This is a genomic window from Stenotrophomonas sp. DR822 (assembly GCF_019793815.1).
GTDB classification, from domain to species: Bacteria; Pseudomonadota; Gammaproteobacteria; order Xanthomonadales; family Xanthomonadaceae; genus Stenotrophomonas; species Stenotrophomonas indicatrix.
On sequence record NZ_CP081826.1, the window covers coordinates 2,151,284 to 2,173,143 of the forward strand.

A 21,860-nucleotide genomic window follows, 5' to 3' on the forward strand; every position below is an offset into this window, starting at 1 on the left:
CGGGCATGGCCCGGCGCTACCTTCAGCTGGCCAGTTCGGCCATGACCCGCTTCAGGCCGTCCTGCCACGTTGGCAGCACGATGCCAAAGTCCTGCTGCAGCTTGCGGTTGTCCAGCACCGACCACGCCGGACGCTTGGCCGGGGTCGGGTATTCGGAACTGGGGATGGCTTCAACCGACGGCACCTTGGCCAGCACGCCCGTCGCCAGTGCTTCAGCGAAAATCGCCTCGGCAAAACCATGCCAGCTGGTCTGGCCCGACGCCGTCAGATGCCACGTTCCCGACAGCGCGCCCGGATGCTGCAGCGCCTGCACGGTGACATCCGCGATCAATGCCGCCGGCGTCGGCGTGCCGATCTGGTCGGCCACCACACGCAGCTGATCGCGCTCAGCGCCCACCCGCAGCATCGTGCGCAGGAAATTGGCACCGTGCGAGGCATACACCCACGCCGTGCGGAAGAGCAGATGACGGCCGCCGGCAGCGCGCACGGCGTCTTCGCCATCACGCTTGCTGGTGCCATAGACCCCCAGCGGCGCGGTCGGTTCATCCTCACGGTACGGGGCCGTGCCCTGGCCATCGAACACGTAGTCGGTGGAGTAATGCACGAACGGCACACCATGCGCCGCGCACCAGCGCGCGATGACGCCTGGCGCCTGCGCGTTGGCCGCAAAGGCGGCGTCCACCTCCTGTTCGGCACGGTCGACGGCGGTGTAAGCGGCCGCATTGACCACCACCGACGGCTGCAGGCGATCCAGCAGTGCCGGCAGGCTGTCAGGCCGGCCGAAATCAGCGGTTTCACAGGCGCTGCCATCGGGCAGGACGCCGCTGCGGGTGGTCGCAACCACCTTGCCCAGCGGTGCCAGCGCGCGCAGCAGCTCCTGGCCGACCTGGCCGTTGCCGCCGAACAGCAGCACCGTCATGGCTGGTACACCGGCAAGCGATCTTCGGCGATGTCCTTCAGGAACGGGGCATTCTCGTCCTTGGCCGAAAGGGTCGGGGTGCTGATCGGCCAGTCCACGGCGATATCGGCATCGTTCCAGCGGATGCCGGCATCCACCTCCTTGACGTAGACATCCGTGCACAGGTAGCTGAACAGTGCGCGCTCGGACAGCACGGCAAATCCGTGGGCGAAGCCTTCGGGAATCCAGAACTGCTTCCTGTTTTCAGCGCTCAACACGACCGCTTCCCAGCGGCCGAACGTCGGCGAGCCGCGGCGGATGTCGACGGCGACGTCGTACACCTCGCCTTCCAGCACTGATACCAGTTTTCCCTGGGGCCGCGGCCACTGGTAATGCAGCCCGCGCAGCACACCCCGGCTGGAGGTGGACACATTGCTCTGCACGAAGCGATCCGGCAGGCCCAATGCAGCGAAGCGCTCAGCGTTCCAGGTCTCGTAGAAGAAACCACGCTCATCACCGAAAACCGCCGGTTCGATCACCCGGCAACCCGGCAGTGAAGTTTCGATCACTTTCACGGAACGACTCCCCGCAGGGCGAGCGTGTGCAGGTACTGGCCATAGCCATTCTTGATCAGCGGCGCAGCCAGCGCTTCCAGCTGCTCGGCGTTGATCCAGCCCTGACCGAAGGCGATTTCTTCCGGACAGCAGACCTGCAGGCCTTGGCGGGTCTGGATCGTCTCGATGAAGTTGGACGCTTCCAGCAGCGACTGATGGGTACCGGTATCCAGCCACGCATAACCACGTCCCAGCGCTTCCAGGTGCAGATTGCCCTCCTGCAGGTAGCGCTTGTTGAGATCGGTGATTTCCAGTTCGCCACGCGGCGAGGGCTTGAGCTCGGCAGCGTAGTCGCTGGCCTTGCCGTCGTAGAAATACAGCCCGGTGACCGCATAGTTCGAACGCGGATTCTCCGGCTTCTCGACCAGGTCGATCACCTTGCCGCTCTTGTCGAACTCGGCAACACCGTAGCGCTCCGGGTCATTGACCCAGTAGCCGAACACGGTCGAACCGTCCACGCGCTCGTCGGCGCGCTTGAGCACCTCGCGCAGGCCGTGGCCGTGGAAGATGTTGTCCCCCAGCACCAGGCAGCTTGGTTTGCCGGCCACGAAATCGCGGCCGATCAGATACGCCTGGGCCAGGCCATCAGGGCTCGGCTGCACGGCGTACTGGATGTCCATGCCCCACTGCGAACCATCGCCCAGCAGCTGCTGGAACAGCGTCTGCTCGTGCGGGGTGTTGATGATCAGCACTTCACGGATGCCCGCCAGCATCAGCACGCTGAGCGGGTAATAGATCATCGGCTTGTCATACACCGGCAGCAGCTGCTTGCTGACGCCCTTGGTGATCGGATACAGCCGGGTGCCGGAGCCACCGGCGAGGATGATGCCCTTGCGCTGGGTCATGTCGTCTCCTGGGTTCAGGCCGCGGTGCCGATGCGCTGCAGGCGGTAGCTGCCGTCGAGCACGCCGTTGACCCATTCCTGGTTGTCCAGGTACCAGTCGACGGTGAAGGTGATGCCCTGCTCGAAGGTGTAGGCCGGTTCCCAGCCCAGGTCGTTCTTCAGCTTGGAGGCATCGATCGCGTAACGGCGGTCATGGCCCGGGCGGTCGGCCACGTAGGTGATCTGGCTGCTGCGCGGCTGGCCGTCCGCACGCGGGCGGCGCTGGTCCAGCAGCGCGCAGATCGCCTGCACCACTTCGATGTTCTGCTTTTCGGAGTTGCCGCCGACGTTGTAGGTCTCGCCGACCTGGCCCTTGGCCAGCACGGTACGGATCGCTTCGCAGTGGTCGGACACGAACAGCCAGTCACGCACCTGCTTGCCGTCGCCGTATACCGGCAGCGGCTCGCCGGCCAGCGCCTTGGCGATCACCAGCGGGATCAGCTTCTCCGGGAAGTGGTACGGACCGTAGTTGTTGGAGCAGTTGGTGGTCAGCACCGGCAGCCCGTACGTATGGTGGAAGGCGCGGACCAGGTGGTCCGAAGCGGCCTTGGACGCCGAGTACGGCGAGTTCGGGGCATACGGGGTGGTTTCGCTGAACTTGCCGGTCTCGCCCAAGGTGCCGTACACCTCGTCGGTGGAGACATGCAGGAAGCGGAAAGCCGCGCCCTGCTCGGCCGGCAACGCCTTCCAGTAATCGCGCACGGCCTCGAGCAGGCCGAGGGTGCCGACGACATTGGTCTGGATGAACGCGCCCGGGCCGTCGATGGAACGGTCGACGTGGCTTTCGGCGGCGAAGTTCAGCACCGCATCGGGCTGGTGCTCGGCCAGCAGGCGGGTAACCAGCGCGCTGTCACCGATGTCGCCCTGCACGAACACGTGATTCGGGTTGCCCTCCAGGCTGGACAGGGTCTTCAGGTTGCCGGCGTAGGTCAGCGCATCGAGATTGAGGACTTTGACGCCACGGGCGACCGCCTCGAGAACGAAGTTACCGCCAATGAATCCGGCACCGCCGGTGACAAGCCATGTAGGCACTACTCGTTCTCCTGTAGAAGTTTCGACTGCGGGCCACGCGCAGAGGCCCGATTCAGCGTTACAGGATACATCGGCCCTGTCTTCACGACTGCCTGCTGCACGTGAACGCAGGTCGCTGCGGCGCTTTCCATGCGGCATCGCAGCATAACCATACGCATTCGCATGGTCACCCCAAGCCAGCTAGAATCAAGGTCCCACCCCCGAACCGGTTGCTGTGCGAGGACCGGACGTTTCCCGTTACTGTGAGCCGGCCAGCGGCCGGCACTACAAGGATCGAGTACCAGATGAAAATCCTCGTCGCGTACAAGCGCGTGGTGGACTACAACGTCCGCATTCAGGTCAAGCCGGACGGCTCCGGCGTGGTCACCGATGGCGTCAAGCTGTCCCCCAATCCCTTCGATGAAATCGCCTTGGAAGAAGCCCTGCGCCTGCGCGACAAGGGCATCGCCAGCGAAGTCGTGGTCGCCACCATCGCCCCGGCCGACGCTCAGGCGCACCTGCGCAACGGTCTGGCCATGGGCGCCAATCGCGCCATCCACGTGGTCACCGACCAGGCCATCCAGCCGCTGACCGCTGCCCGCACCCTGCTCAAGCTGGTCGAGAAGGAACAGCCGGACCTGGTGATCCTGGGCAAGCAGGCCATCGACGACGACGCCAACCAGACCGGCCAGATGCTGGCCACGCTGTGGGGCCGTCCGCAGGCGACCTTCGCCAGCAAGCTCGAGATTGCCGACGGCAAGGCCACCGTGACCCGTGAAGTCGACGCCGGCCTGGAAACGCTGGAAGTGGACCTGCCGGCGGTGGTCACCACCGACCTGCGCCTGAACGAGCCGCGCTTCATCAAGCTGCCCGACATCATGAAGGCCAAGGCCAAGCCGCTGGAGACGCTGCAGCTGGCCGACCTCGGTGTTGAAGCCGCCGATACGTTCAAGACCACCCAGTACGCCGCGCCGTCCAAGCGCAGCAAGGGTGTGATGGTCAAGGACGCGGCCGAACTGGTTGCCGCACTCAAGCAGAAGGGGTTGCTGTAATGAGCAAGATTCTCGTCATCGCCGAGCACCACGACGGCAAGCTCAACGCCGCCACCGCCAAGACCGTCAGCGCGGCCGCCGCCATTTCCGGCGCCAGCATCGACGTGCTGGTGCTGGCCGCCGACCCGACTGCCGTTGCGGCTGAAGCGGCCAAGATCGCCGGCGTCGCCAAGGTCCTGTCCGTGGCCAATGCCGCCAACGCGCAGGCGCTGGCCCAGGTACTGGCCCCGCAGATCGCGCAGCTGGCCAAGGGCTACACCCACGTGTTCGGCCCGTCGACCACCTTCGGCAAGGACCTGATGCCGTGCGTAGCCGCCCTGCTCGGCGTCAACCAGGTCTCCGACCTGATGGCCGTCGAAGGCAGCCACAGCTTCAAGCGGCCGATCTACGCCGGCAACGCGATCATCACCGTGGAAGTACCGGCCGACCAGATCGTGGTCGCCACGGTGCGCGCCGCCTCCTGGCCGGAAGCCGCTCAGGGCGGCAGTGCCGCCGTTGAAGCGGCCAGCGTCGATGCAGCGCTGCCGACCCACACCCGCTTCGTCGGCCTGGCCGCTGGCGCCAGCGACCGCCCGGACCTGCAGAGCGCCAAGCGCGTGGTCTCCGGTGGCCGTGGCGTCGGTTCGGAAGAGAACTTCAAGGTCATCTTCCAGCTGGCCGACAAGCTCGGCGCCGCCGTCGGAGCCTCGCGCGCTGCGGTCGATGCCGGCTACGTGCCGAGCGACCTGCAGGTTGGCCAGACCGGCAAGATCATCTCGCCGGAGCTGTATGTGGCGGTCGGCATCAGCGGCGCCATCCAGCACCTGACCGGCATCAAGGATGCCGGCACGATCGTGGCGATCAACAAGGATGCGGATTCGCCGATCTTCGAGATTGCCGATATCGGTCTGGTGGGGGATCTGTTTGCGATCCTGCCGGAGCTGGAAAAGGCGCTGTAACGGGCTCGCGAAGCACCCTCCGTTCCTTGAACGGGGGGCGCTGCGTGTTTCGGGGGTGGAACCCGGTTAATATTTCGTTCCAACTGGAACACGCCAACCTGTCATGCCCTCCAATGAACTCGCAGCCGCTTCGCCAAATGTCAGTGTCGTCGTGCCTGTCTATCGTGGCGCTAGTTCGATTGCCGAGCTCTTCCGTCGTCTGCAGCTCGCATTTCAGGCAACTGGCGATGAATTCGAGGTCATTTTCGTGGATGATCGTGGGAATGCCGAAAACTGGCCCTCGATCAGCGCGCTGGCTCAACAGCATGGTCAGGTGCGAGGAATCCGCCTCAGCAAGAATTTCGGCCAGCACGCCGCCACGCTGTGCGGCATCTCCAATGCCCGCGGAGAGTGGATCATTACGATAGACGAGGACCTCGAGCAGCCTCCAGAGTCCGTACCCGCACTGCTCGAAAAAGCTCGACAGGGCCATCTCGTCGTCTACGGTGTGAACGAGAAGCGCTCCCATGCTCGATGGCGCAATTTTACATCCGAACTGGGCAGGAGCGCGTTCAAGTTTGCCATTCCGAGTTTGAATCGGGAATACACGTCATTCCGGGTAATTCACCAGTCGGTTGCGAAGGGGCTGGAACGATTCCAATCGCCCTTCACCTTCATTGATGGCTACATCTCCTGGATCACGAACACATATGCAACAGTGATCGTGCCGCATGATACCGGTGCTCACGCAACGAGTAGCTACAGCCTGCGAAAGCTTGTCGCCCACATGATCAACATCTTCGTTACTTTCTCGGATCTGCCACTCAGGGTCGCCACGTGGATGGGCGTGGGCGCCTCCGTGGGCGGTGCGGCATGGGGGCTTCTGATTCTCGTACTCAAGCTTATAGGCACTGTGAGTGTAAGCGGCTATGCGTCCATCATGGCAGGCATGACCTTCCTTGGAGGCATCCAGCTGCTGATCCTCGGGATTTTTGGCGAGTACATCGCACGCATCAACTTCAAGACCGCGTCAATGCCACTCTTCCTCATCGAAGCAGAGACAACGCATTGAAGCCACTGCTCATCATTGGCGCATCGTCGTTCGGCCATCTTATGGCCGTGCTTGCGGAAGACTGCGGCAGGAAAGTTGCAGGGTACGTGGACGACTACCACACCGGGCCAGGCATAGCAGGAACCACTACGCAGCTGGGCGAAGCCATCTCGGCCACAGATTTTGATCTGGTCATGGCCATCGGGTACAAACACCTGACAGCCCGAATCGAGTTGTTCGATGTCCTAAGCCAAAGAGGGTTCCACTTCCCGACGCTTGTACACCCGCGTGCGGTAGTAAGTAGCCGCGCAAGCATTGGCGATGGCTGTTTACTGATGTCCGGGGTAAACGTAGATGCCTTCACAACCATCGGTGACGCATGCGTCCTCTGGCCTGGCGCAATCGTCAGCCACGATAACCAGATCGGCAGAAACACATTCATCAGCCCCGGCGCAACGCTCTGCGGATTCGTTTCGATTGGACAAGACAGCTTCATCGGCGCCAATTGCACCATCATCGACAGCTCCTCAGTGGAAGATGGCGGCTTCGTAAAGGCTGCCACGCGCTACCAGACGAAGAATAAAGAAAAATGACCAACCAGAAGCGAATCGCCGTCCTGCAGTCGAGCTATATCCCGTGGAAGGGGTATTTCGACATCATCCACGACGTCGATGCATTCATCTTCTATGATGACGTCCAGTTTACATATCAGGATTGGCGCTCGAGAAACCGAGTAATCGCCAATGGGAGCCCGGTATGGCTTACCGTCCCAACCGGAAGCGACATCAAGCGGCTGATCAACGAAGTCAAACTCCCGAACAAGAGCTGGCAACGCAAACATTGGTCGACGATCCGGCACGCCTATACAAAGAGCCCTTTTTTTCACGAGCTCTCACCACGACTTGAAGAACTTTTCCTTGAAAGGCAGTGGGACTCCCTGTCAGAGATGAACCAGCATATGACTCAGGTGATTGCCCGGGATCTGCTAGGCATCAAGACAGAGTTCCTCGACTCGAGAGCCTTTTCCGCAGAAGGCTCAAAGCTTGATCGCCTGATCAATCTGTTGCAGAAGGCTGGTGCTACACATTACCTGTCCGGCCCGGCGGCTCGCTCATATATTGACCCGGATCGATTTGCGGCGGCAGGCATTGAGCTTGAGTACAAAGATTACAGCGGATACCCCACGTACAAGCAGTACAGCAACTCATTTGAGCATGCGGTCAGCATTCTGGACCTTCTCTTCAACGCCGGCCCGGATGCACCTCATTACATCTGGGGATGGCGAAGCTCTGGCGTCAGCGCGGGCGGTCAGGAGACCTGATATGGCTTATGTCTTCATTGCGATGACGATACTGCTGACGGTCTATGGACAGCTCGTGCTGAAATGGCAAGTGACAGCGAACTCTCACCTCATTACTCAACCATACTCAGTGATGAATATGGTGGCGCTTTTGCTGAAGCCCTGGGTCATCTCAGGATTTGCCGCCGCCTTTGCCGCCTCGATCTGCTGGATGGCAGCGATTAGTCGCCTGCCTTTGAGCAAAGCATATCCGTACATGTCATTCAACTTTGTGCTCGTTGCCATCATGGCAGCCCTGATCTTCCGCGAACATCTGGACGGCTACAAGATCGCCGGAACGCTGATAATTGTCTTGGGTGTCGCCGTCCTGTCGCGCTCGGCCTGATGCCAACCACCACATTCCGGAGCTAGAGATAAATGATTCCCTTCAACAAGCCTTACATGACCGGACGTGAGCTTTCGCTGATTGCTCAGGCTCATGGAAATGGACACCTTTCCGGTGATGGCCCGTTTACCAAAAAATGCCATCAGTGGCTTCGCAACCAGACACATGCCTCAAGCGCCCTCCTTACGCATTCTTGCACATCCGCCTTGGAAATGGCCGCACTGCTTTTGGATCTGGAGCCAGGCGACGAAGTCATTATGCCATCGTACACCTTCGTCTCTACGGCAAACGCATTTGTCTTGCGCGGAGCCGTGCCAGTATTTGTTGACGTGCGTGCTGACACTCTGAATCTCGACGAACGCCTGATCGAGGCGGCAATCACACCGCGTACAAGAGCCATCTGCGTGGTCCATTACGCAGGTGTAGCCTGCGCCATGGATGAAATCATGGAGATTGCAGGTCGCCACGGACTTGCAGTGGTCGAAGATGCGGCACAAGGCATCATGTCCACGTACAAAGACCGCCCGCTCGGCACCATCGGCGATCTGGGAGCACTGAGTTTCCATGAGACTAAGAACATAATTTCCGGTGAAGGCGGGGCACTGCTGTGCAGAGATCCGAAGTACGCGGAGCGCGCGGAAATCATTCGCGAGAAAGGCACGAACCGTAGCCGCTTCTTCAGGGGCCAAGTGGATAAGTACACTTGGGTCGACGTGGGATCGTCCTTCCTACCGGGTGAAATCACGGCAGCATTCCTCTCTGCACAGATGGACGCTGCTCCCGAGATTACTGCTCGTCGCCTGGCTCTCTGGGATACCTACCACGCGTGGGCGGCACGTCACGAACTATCGGGCATAATCCGGCGACCCATCGTTCCTGAGGACTGCACCCACAACGCACATATGTACTATATGCTACTTCCTGATCAGGAAACTCGTTCGCGATTCATCGAGAACATGAAGAAAAAAGGCGTGCAGGCTGTATTTCACTATATCCCTCTGCACTCTGCTCCCGCAGGCTTGGAGGCAGGGAGACAGCATGGCGACATGATCAACACAAACTCATTAAGCGATCGACTTGTCCGCCTACCATTGTGGGTGGGACTGGAAGAGAATATCGAATTGGTATTGCGTGCGGCCGATGCTTCACTGGAGAGCCTGTAGGCATGCAAGTTACGTCATACTCCAAAACGGGCCTTCCCGCATTTGGACCCAGTGCACGATCGAAAGAATTTCTTGAGAAGGTCTGGGCATACTGCGCTGCCATCCTGACGGCTGTCGCTGTCATGAATGCTTGGCAGTTCAGCGCCGCGGCATCTGGACCGCTTCTGCAGGATGACTCCTGGTACTTCCTAGATGCGTTCGTTAGCAAATACTTCGATGGCACGCTGCAGCCTTTGGACATATTTGTTCAGCGCGGCGCCAGCGATCACTCTCAGCCATTGCAGAAGTTGATTCTTCTCTTCCATACGAAGTACTTCGATATGGATTTCCGCATTGAGGGCATGATCGGAACGGCTTTGGGAATTGCCTGGTGTTGGCTTGTGGCAAGAGAAGTCCGAGCGAGCCGAGCTGACGGCGAATCAACCGGCAAAGCGTCCCTGATGCTAATCGCGCTGGTTTATGTTCTTGGACTATCCTTGAATAGCACTGGAATATTCACGTGGTCACTGGTGACACTTGGATATCTGCCGCTGGTATTGGCGACGCTCTACTTCTCAGCGGGCATGCGCTCTGCCGAAGCCTCCAAACCAGCCACGCTGTTCTTCACGACATTTTTGCTTGGAATCTGCATTGACGAGATTGCCATCATTGTTGTCGTAGCCGCACTCATTACTGGGGCGCTGCTTCCAGCAATCCCGTACAGGAGAAAGATTCATTGCACCGCCACGGTCATTTCCGGATTGGTTGTCGCCCGAATCTTCCTTTGGTATGTGTCGATCAGAGGGCATCCCAATGAACCGCTGTTGACATCAAGCCACTCGCTGGTCGATCTGCTGCTTAGTCCCGGAGCGTTCAAAGGGCTGATGATCCCCTTCGCCGACAGTCTTCTACACTACGACCACCTGGTAAAAACCGTTCCGGCGCACGCTGAGACAGCCATGATGTGCGTGGCTGCAGCCGTTGCCATTCTTCACGCCTACTTTTGGTTGATCATATACCAAGCTTGGCGGAAGAGTGAAATCCAGCATAGCTTGGCGACCGCAGTATTCCTCATGCTTGTCTCCTATGCACTAACAGCCGGAGTCATTTTCGGCAGAGTTCCCATATTCGGCTGGGATTACCTCCACCAACCGCGTTATGTTCTCAGCTATCAGATCGGCTTGGTCGCTATCGCCGTTGCTCTTCACTTCCGCACTGTACGAGTGAGCAGTCAAGCCACGCTCAGGCACTCGGTTGAGCGCGGATTCGTGTCTGTCATCTTCGCCGCTCTTCTGATACTGCAACTGTATGTAAGCAGAGACAGTTGGCAGCTACCGCACTATCTAACCTCGTACTGGCAGAATTCTGCACTAACGATGCAGAGATTGGCGAAAGACCCATCCCATCCACAGGGGTGTCCATCAACCATGCCGGTTTGCGAGTACCCTGAGAGCACCCGTTCCCGGTTGATGAATCTACTCGTAACAAGGCAGCTGAATATCTTCTCAGGACGATTCCAAATGCGTAATCGCCTGTACCCTTCAATTGAAGCCATTCCCGGATTTGCGCCTGAAGTGAGCAAAAAGCAAACAATTGCCCCGGGGATTCAAAGCAGCAACAAAGCCGGTGCAATCACACTGAAAGATGCAAAAGATCAGTGCGCAGAGCGAAAGGTGTTGCCAAGCTTCCGACTCGAAGTCGATACGAATCATCTAGCTCCAGATGGAGCTGAGCTCTGGGTCGACACCGTAGGCGCAACGCATACACTTCTCCGTCCTAACCTGCCTGACGGAAAGTCGGAGCTGTCTATTGATGATGCAATTGAGAACGATTCGATATTGACACTTATTCGCGCGAATGACCAAAGCATACTCGCGCAGCTTCAGCTGAGATTCGCTGACTGCACACCTGTTTCATCAATGAGTAACTGATTCAACATAGCTCCCGCGCCACGCTTGCTTGCGTGGCGCGGGAGAGCCAAGACCGCATTGGGGTGATGCAATCTTTGTAGGCCTTCACTGATAGGCTCGTGCACTCTCTCGCGCCAAGATGTGCATGACCGAGCCCATCTCCGAGTCGGTCAACAGGTCCAGATTGGCCTGTGGTGCCGACCAGATACGATCGGCGAGTGGCATCTGCTGTCTGGGATCGTCGGATGGTACTTCCACAACGAATGCCCAGGTCTTTCCTCGCAGTGGTAGAACACGGAAGCCGAGGGGCTCGAACATCCGGCGAGCGGCGCTTTCTGACCAGCAGGTGATATGCCCGCGATGGAAAGGATCAAGGTAGCCGGGATCCTCATTGCGCACGTAGTCGGTCAGCCCGGTATTGAACAGGAAAAGCGAGCCAGGAGCCGCGACCTTGCGCAGGGAGGTGGCCAACGAGGCGACCATTGCCGGCGTCAGGTGCTCGACGACCTCTACACAGACCCCGCACTCGAAAGTCATCCCCATGTCACCCAGATCGCCGCACAGATAATTGGCATGCCTGGAACGGAACTCTGGGTCGGGAGGAAATTTCTCCACGCCGTAGAAGCTGCTGGAGCTGGTAGGTAGATACCGATCCACCGCATCCAGCAGGAAACCCGGACCAGTACCGATGTCGATGAACTTGCGTACCGGCACCGCGCAGTACAGCAGCGCTTCGCCGACCCGCGCCAACGATGATCCGAAGGAACGGTCGCGCGCTGATTCCAGCTCGGACCGCCAGTAGTCCTCGTCGTACTCCCGCGGAGACTCCCCGGCATCGATGGCAGCGATCAATGCAGGATCGGCGAAGATGAAATCACACGCGTCACACTCAAAGTACTGCACGCCGTCGACCACTCGAAACGGAACGGCGGGATTGCTGCACAGGAGGCAGTCGCCCTCCTCCGACACCGACTTGAAACGCGTCACGGACCTCTCCCTTCCATGATGGTTCCAGCATCCTAGCAGTGCCGGGGCGGAGAAGATGACTGCGCTGCCCGTGCGGGCGGCTACAGCCGTGCCTGTGCCTCGCCCAGCGTCTCCACCACAACAACATTGTGCGGTGCGTCACCTTTACCGACATCGCCTGCCAACAGGAACAGGTGCCCCACCCCTGCGGCGTGCCCAGCATGCATATCGCTGATCTTGTCCCCCACCAACGCCGACTGTGGCAGATCGATCGGGTAGCGCTTGGCCGCCTCCAGGAACATGCCCGGGGCCGGCTTGCGACACCTGCAGACGGTGGTGAACGTCCCTTCCCCTGCATCCGGGTGATGTGGGCAGTACAGCGTAGCGGCAATGGCGATGCCGTGTTGTGCGAACTGCGCATGCATCCAGCGCGTATACGCTTCAAACGTCTGAATGTCGTAATAACCCCGCGCAATCCCGGCCTGGTTGGTGGCGATCACCAGCGCATAACCAAGCCCCAGGGCCGTCTTGCACAGCTCGAAGATGCCCGGCACCCACTGCGTCTGCTCCGGTGTATGCACGTAACCGTGGTTGACGTTGATGACGCCATCGCGGTCGAGGAACAGTACCTTGCGCTCAGCGGTGCCCGATAAGCCGTCGCCCTCGACCAGGCCCGGACCATGCGGAAGACGGCTCATCGCGCAGCGAACTCGGTCTGCGCGCGATGGAAATCTTCCGGCACCCCGATGTCGATGAATGCTGCGGTATCCACCAGCGCGCCGACCTGGCCATTGGCGGCAGCCGGTTCGAGCACCCGCTTCTCGAACGAAAATGTCTGCTCTGCGGGTAGTGCAGCAAGCGCCGTGGCGCTCAGAAAATAGCTGCCGGCATTGATCAGGCCGCTGCCGCCCGGCTGCTTCTCATGAAAACGCAGCACCTTGCCCTGCGCGACATCAACCGTACCGTACCGCGAGACATCCTCTACCCGCGCAAGCGCGATTGCCATCGGCAAGCCTTCTGCGGCCGCCTCCAGCGCAGCAGGAGAATATTCAAGATAGGTATCGCCATTGCAGACATGCAGGCCGTTGCCGCTTGCCAGACGTGCGGCAGCCGCAATGGCACCGCCGGTTCCCAATGGCGTCTGTTCGCGTGAGTACACCACGTCCATCCCGGCCCAGCGCGTGCCGATGGTCTCCTCGACCACGTCACCGAGATAGCCGGTCGCCAGGATCACCTTGGTCATGCCCGCGGCTGCATAGCGGTCCAGCAGGTAGCTCAGGAACGGCCGACCGGCGACGGGCGCCAGCGGCTTGGGCAGGTCGGGCACTTCGCTGCGCAGGCGGGTGCCGAAGCCCCCGGCCAGGATCAGGATCTCAGTGGCGGCCATGTCAGCGTGGGAACATTTCGCTTTCGATCAACGCACACAGCAGGTGGCCGATGAACTCGTGGCCCTCCTGGATGCGCGGCGTTTCGTTGGACGGAACGCGGAAACAGATGTCGCAGCGATCCTTCATGTCACCGCCGTGCTCGCCGGTGAAGCCGATCACGCGAACGCCCTTGGCTTCACAGGCCTCCAGCGCACGCATGATGTTCTTCGAACGGCCCGAGGTGGAGATTGCCACGAACACATCGCCTTCCTGGCCAAGTGCTTCGATCTGGCGAGCGAAGGTGTAGTCGTAGCCGTAGTCGTTGCCGATGGCAGTCAGGATCGACGTATCGGTGGTCAGCGCGATCGCCGGCAGGCCCGGACGGTCGTAGTAGAAGCGGCTGACCAGCTCACCGGCCCAATGCTGCGCGTCGGCAGCGCTGCCGCCGTTGCCGGCGAACAGGATCTTGCGCCCCGCCTTGAGCGCATCCACGCACAGCGCCACGGCCAGCTCGATCTGTGCGGCCAGCGCTGCATCGGCGGACATGCGCTGGAAATTTTCGAGGGTTTTGCCGAACTCGGCCTTGATGAAGTCGTTCATCCGATTTTCCATGCCGTTGCCCCTTGATGGGTAAAGTGTGTGTCAAAGACGGTACCGCCGGCGCCAGAAAGCGCGCGCACCAGATCAACCCGGTGTGCCGGATCGCAGAGGAACATCATGAAGCCGCCACCGCCCGCGCCCGACACCTTGGTCGCGCGCGCACCATGCCGCATCGCCAGCGCTTCGATCTCATCGATCATCGGGTTGGAGATGCTGCTGGCGCTGAGCTTCTTGGCCTCCCAGCCGGACTGCATCACCTGCGCCAGCCGCTCGAAATCGCCACGCAACAGGGCTTCCTTCATCTGGCTTGCTTCGACCTTCAGCCGATGCATCGCATCGAGCGAACTGGCCTTGCCTTCCTTGATGTTGCGCGACTGCTCGTCGATGATCTTGGCCGATGCACGCGACACGCCGGTGAAATACAGCACCAGGCCTGCCTCGAGCTCGGACCAGATCCAGTCCTTGATGCGCAGTGGGTTCACGATCACTCGATCGGCGTCGTAGAACTCCATGAAATTGAAGCCACCGAACGCTGCCGCGTACTGGTCCTGCTTGCCACCGGACAACTGCAGGTCGACGCGCTCGATACGGTAGGCGAGCTGGGCGATCTCGTATTCGCCCAGCGGCAGGGAGAAGTATTCGGCAAATGCCGTGACCAGTGCCACCACCATCGTCGAAGACGAGCCCAGGCCGGAGCCCGGCGGCGCATCGGAATGCGCGCGGATACGGATGGCCGGCCGCTCACCCTGCAGGAAGTCATTGCAGACGCGCAGATACACGCCCTTCATCAGCTGCAACGGGCCGGGGTCTGCAACGACGGACTCCGGATCCAGGCGCTCGCATGCGCCGGCATCCTGTGCGTGGAATTCGACCAGGCCATCGGGCGAGCCATCAAGGGTCGCGTAGGCGAACTTGTCGATGGTCACGTTCATGACGAAGCCACCGAACTGGTCGCAGAACGGCGACACATCAGTACCACCGCCGGCCAGGCCCAGGCGCAGCGGCGCGCGCGAACGAACGATCATGCCTTCTTCTCCATTGCGAATGCCGATTCCAACGCGCGTCCCAGTGCATCGCGCGAGAACTGGCCGCGGCAGTAACTGGCCGCCGCGCGCGAACGCTGCAACCACAGCGCGTCATCCTCCAGCAACGACAACAGTCCTGCGGCAAGGCCATCGGCCTCGTCGGCCACTGTGGCCACGACTTCAAGGCCCACCAGACCTTGGGCGCCAACACCGGTAGTGACCAGCGGCAGGCCCTGCTGCATGGCTTCGACGACCTTGCCCTTGACGCCGGCACCGAACCGCAGCGGAACGATTGCCACGCGCGCGGTACCGTAGCGCTTTGTCAGCTCTTCATCGCTGACAAAGCCGGTCACCTCGACATGCTCGCCGGCGAGTGCGCGCACGGCGTCGGTCGGGTTCGACCCGACCAGCGACAGCTTCACACCGGGGTGCCGTGCCCAGACCTGCGGCATCACCGATTCGACCATCCACTGTGCAGCGTCGATATTGGGACCGTGGGCGAAACCAGCGACAAACAGGATGCCGGAACGCTGTGCGGGTACAGCCTCATCATTGAAATGGTCGAAGGCATACGGGAGTATCGCGCGTGCATCGACGGATGGCTCGAGCACGCGGACGTCCTGCGCCTCTTCCGCGGAGGGATAGAGGACGCGGTCGACAGACTTCCAGATACGCCGTTCCAGCTGTTCCATGCGGCGTGCATCGCCATCACTGCCACCGTTGCGCTGCGCCTCCATGTCCATGCGTCGGAAATGCAGATCGTGACCGTAATAGACCGTGCGCACGCCCGGGTGCTTCTGCAGGGCGTCGATGTAATGCTCGGCAATGTGCGGGCGCGAAAGCATCACGGTACCCACATGGGGGTTGTCCTGCAGGTAGCGCTCGAAGCCGCCTACCCACTGTCCGCCGTACATCACTTCCACGCCACGGGCCTGCAGCGGCGGGGTGTAGATCGGGTCGAAGTACAGGTTGTCAGCCCAGAACTTGACCACGCAGCCACGCGCCAGCAGCGCGTCGATGAAGGCGATCATGGTCCGCGAACCGGCATCACGATCGGGCTGCGGCACGTAGTGGTCAACAATCAGCACCGTTTCCTTGTCCCAGGCACGGTCGCGGGCCAGCACTACGTGCTCACCATTGGGTTCGTGTTGTGCCAGTTCGTCCTGCCAGCGCTCGCGCAGCTTCTTCTGGTTGGCTACCTGGTAGGCCTTGATGCCGCTGCCGGTATCGGTGCCGTGGGAGATGCCTTCGTAATGCACGACTTCCGAGGTCGGGCAGTAATAGAGCTGGAAGCCTGCCTTGCGCACGCGGAACGCCAGGTCCGAATCCTCGCAGTAGGCCGGCACGAACTCGGGATCGAAGCCGCCCAGCTCACGCAGCAGCGCACTGGGAATGAGCAGGCTGGCGCCGCTGCAGTAGTCCACCGGGCGCAGGTAGTTGTACTGGCTATCGGCCGGGTTATCCAGGCGGCCGTAGTTCCAGGCCGAGCCATCACGCCAGATGATGCCACCTGCTTCCTGCAGACGACCATCGGGATAGACCAGTTTGGAACCGACCATGCCGCAGTCGGGCATGCGCTGGAACACGTCCAGCATCTGGTCCATCCATCCCGGACGCACCTCGGTGTCGTTGTTCAGGAAATAGGTGTAACGGCCGCGGGCCAGTTCCAGCGCCTGGTTGCAGGACAGCAGGAAGCCGAGGTTCTGCGGGTTGTGGTGGAAGCGCAGTCCCGGAACCGGCACCAGCTTCTCGATCTCGGCATCGCCGGAGGCATCTTCCAGCACCAGCACTTCATAGCTCACCGCCGGCGGGTGGGCGGCAATGGAGCGCAGGCAGGCCAGGGTGTGCGGAAGATTGCCGTAGGTGGGAATGACGATGCTGACTTCCGGCGATTCATGCACCGGGAAAGAGAGGGTCTTGAGCACTTCGTCGGGATCTTCCACCACCGACTGCAAGACCAGGCCGGCAGGCGGTTCGACCTGGCCCTTGTCATGACGCAGCAGCCAGCCACGGACCGGGCGCGCCAGCGGCGCCAGCAACGGATGGCGTGCCAGGCCGCTGGCACGCAATGAAGCGATGATCGCCGGCACGTCGCCACGCAGCAGGCGCGAAGCGAAACGCATCGGGCGGGTGATGCGCCAGGATTTGGAGGCAAGCACCTGGGCGAACGCTTCGTTCAGGCTTTCCAGCTGTTCGTCGTATTCGCGGATGACCTGCTGCACTGCCAACTCGGACGCATCCTGCTGGCCGGGCCGGACCGCCAGGCCAAGGCGCCGTTGCAGATCACGGCTGACTTCAGAACGGCTGGCAACGGCCTCATGCGCCGTCTGCAGAAGGCGGCGCAGCTCGCCCGCTTCGTGCTGTGATGCCTGCTGGTGGCGCTGCAGGTCGGCTTCGACGTTGGCCTTCTCAGCCTGCAACTGTTCCAGCTGCGCCTGCAGCACATCGTTGCGTGCGCGCAGTTCGGCAGCGCCGTTGTGGCCGCCGCTGGCCTGGACGATCTGGTCCAGCTCCAGTGCCCAGCGCGTGCGCTCATCGAACTCACCTTCCAGGCGGTGGTAGTCGGTGCGGGCCTTCTCCAGGTCCGATTCAAGCGAACGCGCCCAACGAACGGTGTCCTCACGTTCGTTGTCCAGCCCCTGCGCCCAGCGCGCGATGTCATGCTGCTGCGCGTACAGGTCTTCGGCTTCGGCGTAGAGGATCGATGCCGGGGTCGGCGGCAGCAGCGCCGCGTCCGCTGCAGCAACGATCACGAAGTAGACTGCATCGGGGACGCTGGCAACCCGCGCCTCAACGGCGATGCCGGTGTCGGTCAGGGCCTGGTAGCGATCCTGGCCAGCCGCATGCTGCAGCGGCGTGATGGTCGAGCACACCGACATACGATGGCCGCAAAGCTGCGATGCGGGGAAATAGCGGGCCACCAGCGCCTGGAATTCGTCCTGGTACAGCTCCTTCACATGGAAGTCGTTGTGGTAGCCGGCGCGATCGGAGTAGACCTCCTTGTTGGGCGAGGACATCACCATCACACCGTCGGGCCTGAGCACACGACGGATTTCGGCCATCATCTCTTCCTGCTCGAGCAGGTGTTCGATGGTCTCAAAGGAAACAACGACATCCACGCTGGAATCGGCCAGCGGAATGGCGGCAGCCGAGCCCTGCATGTAGGTCAGGTTCGACAGCGATGCGTAGCGCGCTGCTGCGTGATCCACCGCCTCCTGGGAGATATCCACGCCCCTCACGGAGCGCGCGCGGGACGCGAGCATCGCGCTGCCATAGCCCTCACCACTGGCGACATCCAGAACGTCCTTGCCTTCCACCATCGGCAGGCACCACGCATAACGATGCAGGTGCTCCTGCCGGATTACGCCATGCTCGGTCGGCACGAAACGCTCGCCGGTGAATTCGATCATTGCAACTCCTTGGAAACTTGGATCGACAACATCGGCAGCCCAACCAGGCCAAAGCGCATCGTTTCATCCATCGCACGGAACTCCAGCGCATCGTGGATCCAATGCTGCTGTGTATGGTCATGCTGGTCACCGGAAGCGACCGCCGCGTCGACCATATAGGAGCCGGAAGGCATGATCGGCATGCGGAACACGAAGGTGCCGACGACCTGTTCCCCTGCCTTGCCGGAAACCGGCGTCTCCCGGCAAGCGAAGTAACTGTTGTCGCCAAACAGGCGCTGTCCCAGCCGATCCTTCACGTAGAATCCGACGATCAGGTTGTCCAACGCCTGCTGCAGCTCAACACGCACCTGCAGGCGGACCAGTTCGCCCCCCTCCAGGACACCGACCCTCTGACCCTGATCGTTGGTCATGCTGACGTCGATGATGCGCGCGCCGCGCGCACCAAATTCCTGGCCCACGTTGTCCGGATCGAACTCGAAGAGCGCGATCCGATTGGAGACGCCAGCTTCAAGCAACGCGTCGTGACGGAAATCCGGGGTATCGAAAGCAAGCTTGCGCTGCTTCTTCTCTACGACGATCTCGGCATCGCCCATTTCGCGGCGTCCAACCACATGTTGTTCGGTCATATACGCCTCGACCACTTCCTGCGAAGTCCCGGACAGACGCATCTGTCCGTTCTGCAGCCACACCGCGTTCTCGCACAGGTTGGTGACCGCCGCCGCGTCGTGACTGACGAACAGCAGCGTTCCGTTCTTCTGGAACTCACGCAGGAAGCGCATGCACTTCTGCGAGAAGAACGCATCGCCCACCGCCAGCGCCTCATCGATGATGAGAATGTCGGCATCTACGTGGGCAATCACCGCGAAGGCAAGACGCACCGACATGCCGCTGGAATAGCTGCGCACAGGCTGATCGATGAACTCACCGATGTCAGCGAAGGCGAGGATCTGTTCCAGCCGCTGTTCGATCTGTGCTCGCGAAAGACCCAGGATCGCCGCATTGAGGAACACATTCTCGCGGCCGGTAAACTCGGGATTGAAGCCGCTACCGAGCTCCAGCAACGCCGCCACACGCCCGTTCACCGATATTGAACCTTCGGTAGGATTGAGCGTGCCTGCGATCATCTGCAGCAGAGTGGATTTGCCCGAGCCATTGCGCCCGACGATGCCGACGGTCTGGCCGCGGCGCACGCTGAAGCTGACGCCACGCAGCGCCCAGAAGTCCTTGTAGTACGCCTTGCGCTTGCCAGCCAGCGCCTGCCACAAGCGGTGCGAGGGGCGCTCGTACATGTGGTAGCTCTTGCCGACCCCACGGACGTCGATCACCACTTCCGAATCGACACGATCAGAGCACATCGGCGAACCCCACTCGCAGCTTGTTGAACACACGGTGCCCTATCAGCGCCACGGCGCAGGCGATCAGCGCATAGATGCCCAACCCCTCCCAGTCCGGCAGCCGTCCCCAGATCACCACTTCACGCACCTGGTTGATGATGAAGGTGAGTGGATTGAGTTCGAACACGATGCGATAACTGGCCGGCACGGATTCGGGCGGCACGATAGCCGAAGAAAGGAACAGCATCGCCGTAGCGATCACACCTGCGATCTGGCCGATATCACGCAGGTAGACGCCCAGCGCGGAAACAATCCAGCTCACCCCCACCGTGAGGATCACCAGCGGCAGCAGCACCACCGGCACCAGGACCGCAGTCGGGGGGATGCTGCCCTTCACTGCCAGATGCAGCAGCAGAAGGACCACGATGTTCATCAGCAGATGGAACAACGCAGAGAAGGTCATGCTCCAGCCGAGGATGTCCAGCGGGAACACCACACGCTTGACATAGCTGGTGTTGGCCACGATCAGCTGGGGGGCGCGCGTGAAGCACTCAGCGAAGAACCCGTGCACGGTCAGGCCGGCGAAGAGGATCAGTGCGAAGTCAGTCGTGGAACCCGTCGAACCCGGCCAACGTCCCTTCATGATGTAGCCGAAGGCCATGGTGTAGACCAGCAGCATCAGGAATGGGCTGATCAACGACCACAGCAGGCCAAAGCTTGCACCGCGATAGCGGCCAAGCACTTCGCGCTGGGTCAGCTCGAAAGCCAGCGAACGATGCTTGCCGAAGACCGAGAGAATGCCCATCAGGCTGCCTGCGCCCCCAGCGCCCGCTCAAGATCCACCTGCAGATCCCCCAGGTCCTCAACACCCACGCTCAGCCGCACCAGTGCATCACTGATGCCCAGCTGCTCGCGGCGCGCCACCGGGATCGAGGCATGGGTCATCACCGCCGGGTGGTTCACCAGGCTTTCCACCCCGCCCAGCGACTCGGCCAGGGTGAACAGTTCGGTCTTCTCGCAGAAGCGCTTGGCCGCCTCGAAACCACCCTTCAGCACGATCGAGACGATGCCGCCGTAGCCGGCCATCTGCTTGCCCGCCAGCTCATGCTGCGGGTGCGAGGCCAGGCCCGGGTAGATCACCTTCTCCACCGCCGGGTGCTTTTCCAGCCACTGTGCCAGCGCCATCGCGTTGGCGCAGTGCGCCTTCATGCGCAGTGGCAGGGTCTTCAGGCCACGCAGTGCCAGGAAGCTGTCGAACGGGCCCTGCACGCCGCCCACCGAGTTCTGCAGGAAGGCCATCTGCTCGGCCAGTTCGGCGTTGTCGCCGACCACCACCATGCCACCGACCATGTCCGAATGGCCGTTGAGGTACTTGGTGGCCGAGTGCAGCACCAGGTCGGCGCCCAGCTCCAGCGGACGCTGCAGCATCGGCGAGGCGAAGGTGTTGTCGACCACTACGATCAGGCCATGGCGCTTGGCGATGGCGGCGACCGCGGCGATGTCCACGATCTTCAGCATCGGGTTGGTGGGGGTCTCGATCCAGACCATCTTGGTCTTCGGCGTGATCGCCGCTTCGAAGGCCGCCAGATCGGTCAGGTCGACGAAGCTGAAGTCCAGCGCAGCGGTGCGGCGACGCACGCGCTCGAACAGGCGGAAGCTGCCGCCATAGATGTCGTCCATCGCCACCACGTGGCTGCCGGCATCCAGCAGCTCGATCACGGTGGAGCTGGCGGCCATGCCCGAGGCGAAGGCGAAGCCGCGGGTGCCGCCTTCCAGCGAGGCCACGCAACGCTCGTAGGCAAAGCGGGTCGGGTTGTGGGTACGCGAGTACTCGAAGCCCTGGTGCTCGCCCGGGCTGGACTGCGCATAGGTCGAGGTGGCGTAGATCGGCGGCATCACCGCGCCGGTGCTCGGGTCGGGCGACTGGCCGCCATGGATGGCCAGGGTGGCCAGCGCCAGCGCGCGGTCCGGGGAAGAAGCGTTGGACATGTCGTT

At 61.4% G+C, this 21,860-nt stretch carries 21 protein-coding genes; 8 read left to right on the forward strand and 13 right to left on the reverse strand.

The window, feature by feature from the left end; translation table 11 throughout:
* Positions 1–22: 22 nt before the first annotated feature.
* The 4 genes from rfbD to rfbB are packed head-to-tail and all read right to left on the reverse strand — an operon-like array spanning position 23 to position 3,427.
* A complete protein-coding gene (rfbD, locus tag K5K93_RS09940) occupies positions 23–919 on the reverse strand; it encodes a dTDP-4-dehydrorhamnose reductase (protein WP_222390822.1) in 897 nt (298 codons plus the stop codon).
* The gene (gene rfbC / locus K5K93_RS09945) at positions 916–1,473 is read right to left on the reverse strand and encodes a dTDP-4-dehydrorhamnose 3,5-epimerase (RefSeq protein WP_132826018.1); all 558 of its coding nucleotides are present in this window, start codon (positions 1,471–1,473) and stop codon (positions 916–918) included. The genes rfbD and rfbC overlap by 4 nt, the downstream gene beginning before the upstream one ends.
* Entirely contained in the window at positions 1,470–2,357 is an 888-nt protein-coding gene (gene rfbA / locus K5K93_RS09950; RefSeq protein ID WP_222390823.1) for a glucose-1-phosphate thymidylyltransferase RfbA, read from the reverse strand. Before rfbA ends, rfbC begins: the two co-directional genes overlap by 4 nt.
* A 14-nt stretch (positions 2,358–2,371) precedes the next feature.
* A complete protein-coding gene (gene rfbB / locus K5K93_RS09955; protein WP_222390824.1) occupies positions 2,372–3,427 on the reverse strand; it encodes a dTDP-glucose 4,6-dehydratase in 1,056 nt (351 codons plus the stop codon).
* Positions 3,428–3,711: 284 nt separating this feature from the next.
* On the opposite strand from rfbB, the gene K5K93_RS09960 reads away from it, so the two are divergent.
* The 8 genes from K5K93_RS09960 to K5K93_RS09995 all read left to right on the forward strand — a co-directional run bounded on the left by K5K93_RS09960 (position 3,712) and on the right by K5K93_RS09995 (position 11,184).
* A complete protein-coding gene (locus K5K93_RS09960) occupies positions 3,712–4,458 on the forward strand; it encodes an electron transfer flavoprotein subunit beta/FixA family protein (RefSeq protein ID WP_093818820.1) in 747 nt (248 codons plus the stop codon).
* Entirely contained in the window at positions 4,458–5,396 is a 939-nt protein-coding gene (locus tag K5K93_RS09965) for an electron transfer flavoprotein subunit alpha/FixB family protein (protein ID WP_093818819.1), read from the forward strand. Before K5K93_RS09960 ends, K5K93_RS09965 begins: the two co-directional genes overlap by 1 nt.
* A gap of 103 nt (positions 5,397–5,499) precedes the next feature.
* Positions 5,500–6,447, forward strand: a complete 948-nt coding sequence (locus tag K5K93_RS09970; RefSeq protein ID WP_222390826.1) for a glycosyltransferase family 2 protein — start codon at positions 5,500–5,502, stop codon at positions 6,445–6,447.
* Entirely contained in the window at positions 6,444–7,019 is a 576-nt protein-coding gene (locus K5K93_RS09975; protein ID WP_222390828.1) for a hypothetical protein, read from the forward strand. Before K5K93_RS09970 ends, K5K93_RS09975 begins: the two co-directional genes overlap by 4 nt.
* The gene (locus tag K5K93_RS09980; RefSeq protein ID WP_222390830.1) at positions 7,016–7,747 is read left to right on the forward strand and encodes a WbqC family protein; all 732 of its coding nucleotides are present in this window, start codon (positions 7,016–7,018) and stop codon (positions 7,745–7,747) included. The genes K5K93_RS09975 and K5K93_RS09980 overlap by 4 nt, the downstream gene beginning before the upstream one ends.
* 1 nt (position 7,748) lies before the next feature.
* A complete protein-coding gene (locus K5K93_RS09985; protein WP_222390831.1) occupies positions 7,749–8,111 on the forward strand; it encodes an EamA family transporter in 363 nt (120 codons plus the stop codon).
* 32 nt (positions 8,112–8,143) lie between these two features.
* Positions 8,144–9,274, forward strand: coding sequence for a dTDP-4-amino-4,6-dideoxygalactose transaminase (rffA, locus tag K5K93_RS09990; protein ID WP_222390833.1), 1,131 nt, complete (start codon positions 8,144–8,146; stop codon positions 9,272–9,274).
* Between the two features lie 122 nt (positions 9,275–9,396).
* On the forward strand, positions 9,397–11,184 hold the full coding sequence (locus K5K93_RS09995; RefSeq protein ID WP_222390835.1) for a hypothetical protein: 1,788 nt from the start codon (positions 9,397–9,399) through the stop codon (positions 11,182–11,184).
* 84 nt (positions 11,185–11,268) lie between these two features.
* On the opposite strand, the gene K5K93_RS10000 is transcribed toward K5K93_RS09995, so the two are convergent.
* The 9 genes from K5K93_RS10000 to K5K93_RS10040 all read right to left on the reverse strand — a co-directional run bounded on the left by K5K93_RS10000 (position 11,269) and on the right by K5K93_RS10040 (position 21,854).
* Positions 11,269–12,150 carry a class I SAM-dependent methyltransferase gene (locus tag K5K93_RS10000; RefSeq protein WP_222390837.1) on the reverse strand — a complete coding sequence of 294 codons (882 nt, stop codon included), beginning with the start codon at positions 12,148–12,150 and terminating at the stop codon, positions 11,269–11,271.
* An 80-nt stretch (positions 12,151–12,230) separates the two neighbouring features.
* Positions 12,231–12,827, reverse strand: a complete 597-nt coding sequence (locus K5K93_RS10005) for an HAD family hydrolase (protein ID WP_093818811.1) — start codon at positions 12,825–12,827, stop codon at positions 12,231–12,233.
* Positions 12,824–13,456 (reverse strand): sugar phosphate nucleotidyltransferase, encoded by a 633-nt coding sequence (locus K5K93_RS10010; protein WP_261311959.1) that lies wholly within the window; start codon positions 13,454–13,456, stop codon positions 12,824–12,826. Before K5K93_RS10010 ends, K5K93_RS10005 begins: the two co-directional genes overlap by 4 nt.
* 61 nt (positions 13,457–13,517) lie before the next feature.
* Positions 13,518–14,096 (reverse strand): D-sedoheptulose 7-phosphate isomerase, encoded by a 579-nt coding sequence (locus K5K93_RS10015; RefSeq protein ID WP_261311960.1) that lies wholly within the window; start codon positions 14,094–14,096, stop codon positions 13,518–13,520.
* Positions 14,093–15,121, reverse strand: a complete 1,029-nt coding sequence (locus K5K93_RS10020) for a dehydrogenase (RefSeq protein ID WP_222390843.1) — start codon at positions 15,119–15,121, stop codon at positions 14,093–14,095. Before K5K93_RS10020 ends, K5K93_RS10015 begins: the two co-directional genes overlap by 4 nt.
* Positions 15,118–18,531, reverse strand: coding sequence for a methyltransferase domain-containing protein (locus K5K93_RS10025; RefSeq protein ID WP_222390846.1), 3,414 nt, complete (start codon positions 18,529–18,531; stop codon positions 15,118–15,120). The genes K5K93_RS10020 and K5K93_RS10025 overlap by 4 nt, the downstream gene beginning before the upstream one ends.
* Positions 18,528–19,886, reverse strand: coding sequence for an ABC transporter ATP-binding protein (locus K5K93_RS10030; RefSeq protein WP_222390849.1), 1,359 nt, complete (start codon positions 19,884–19,886; stop codon positions 18,528–18,530). Before K5K93_RS10030 ends, K5K93_RS10025 begins: the two co-directional genes overlap by 4 nt.
* Positions 19,876–20,670, reverse strand: a complete 795-nt coding sequence (locus K5K93_RS10035; protein WP_093818805.1) for an ABC transporter permease — start codon at positions 20,668–20,670, stop codon at positions 19,876–19,878. The genes K5K93_RS10030 and K5K93_RS10035 overlap by 11 nt, the downstream gene beginning before the upstream one ends.
* The gene (locus K5K93_RS10040; RefSeq protein WP_222390851.1) at positions 20,670–21,854 is read right to left on the reverse strand and encodes a cystathionine gamma-synthase; all 1,185 of its coding nucleotides are present in this window, start codon (positions 21,852–21,854) and stop codon (positions 20,670–20,672) included. The genes K5K93_RS10035 and K5K93_RS10040 overlap by 1 nt, the downstream gene beginning before the upstream one ends.
* Between the last annotated feature and the right edge of the window lie 6 nt (positions 21,855–21,860).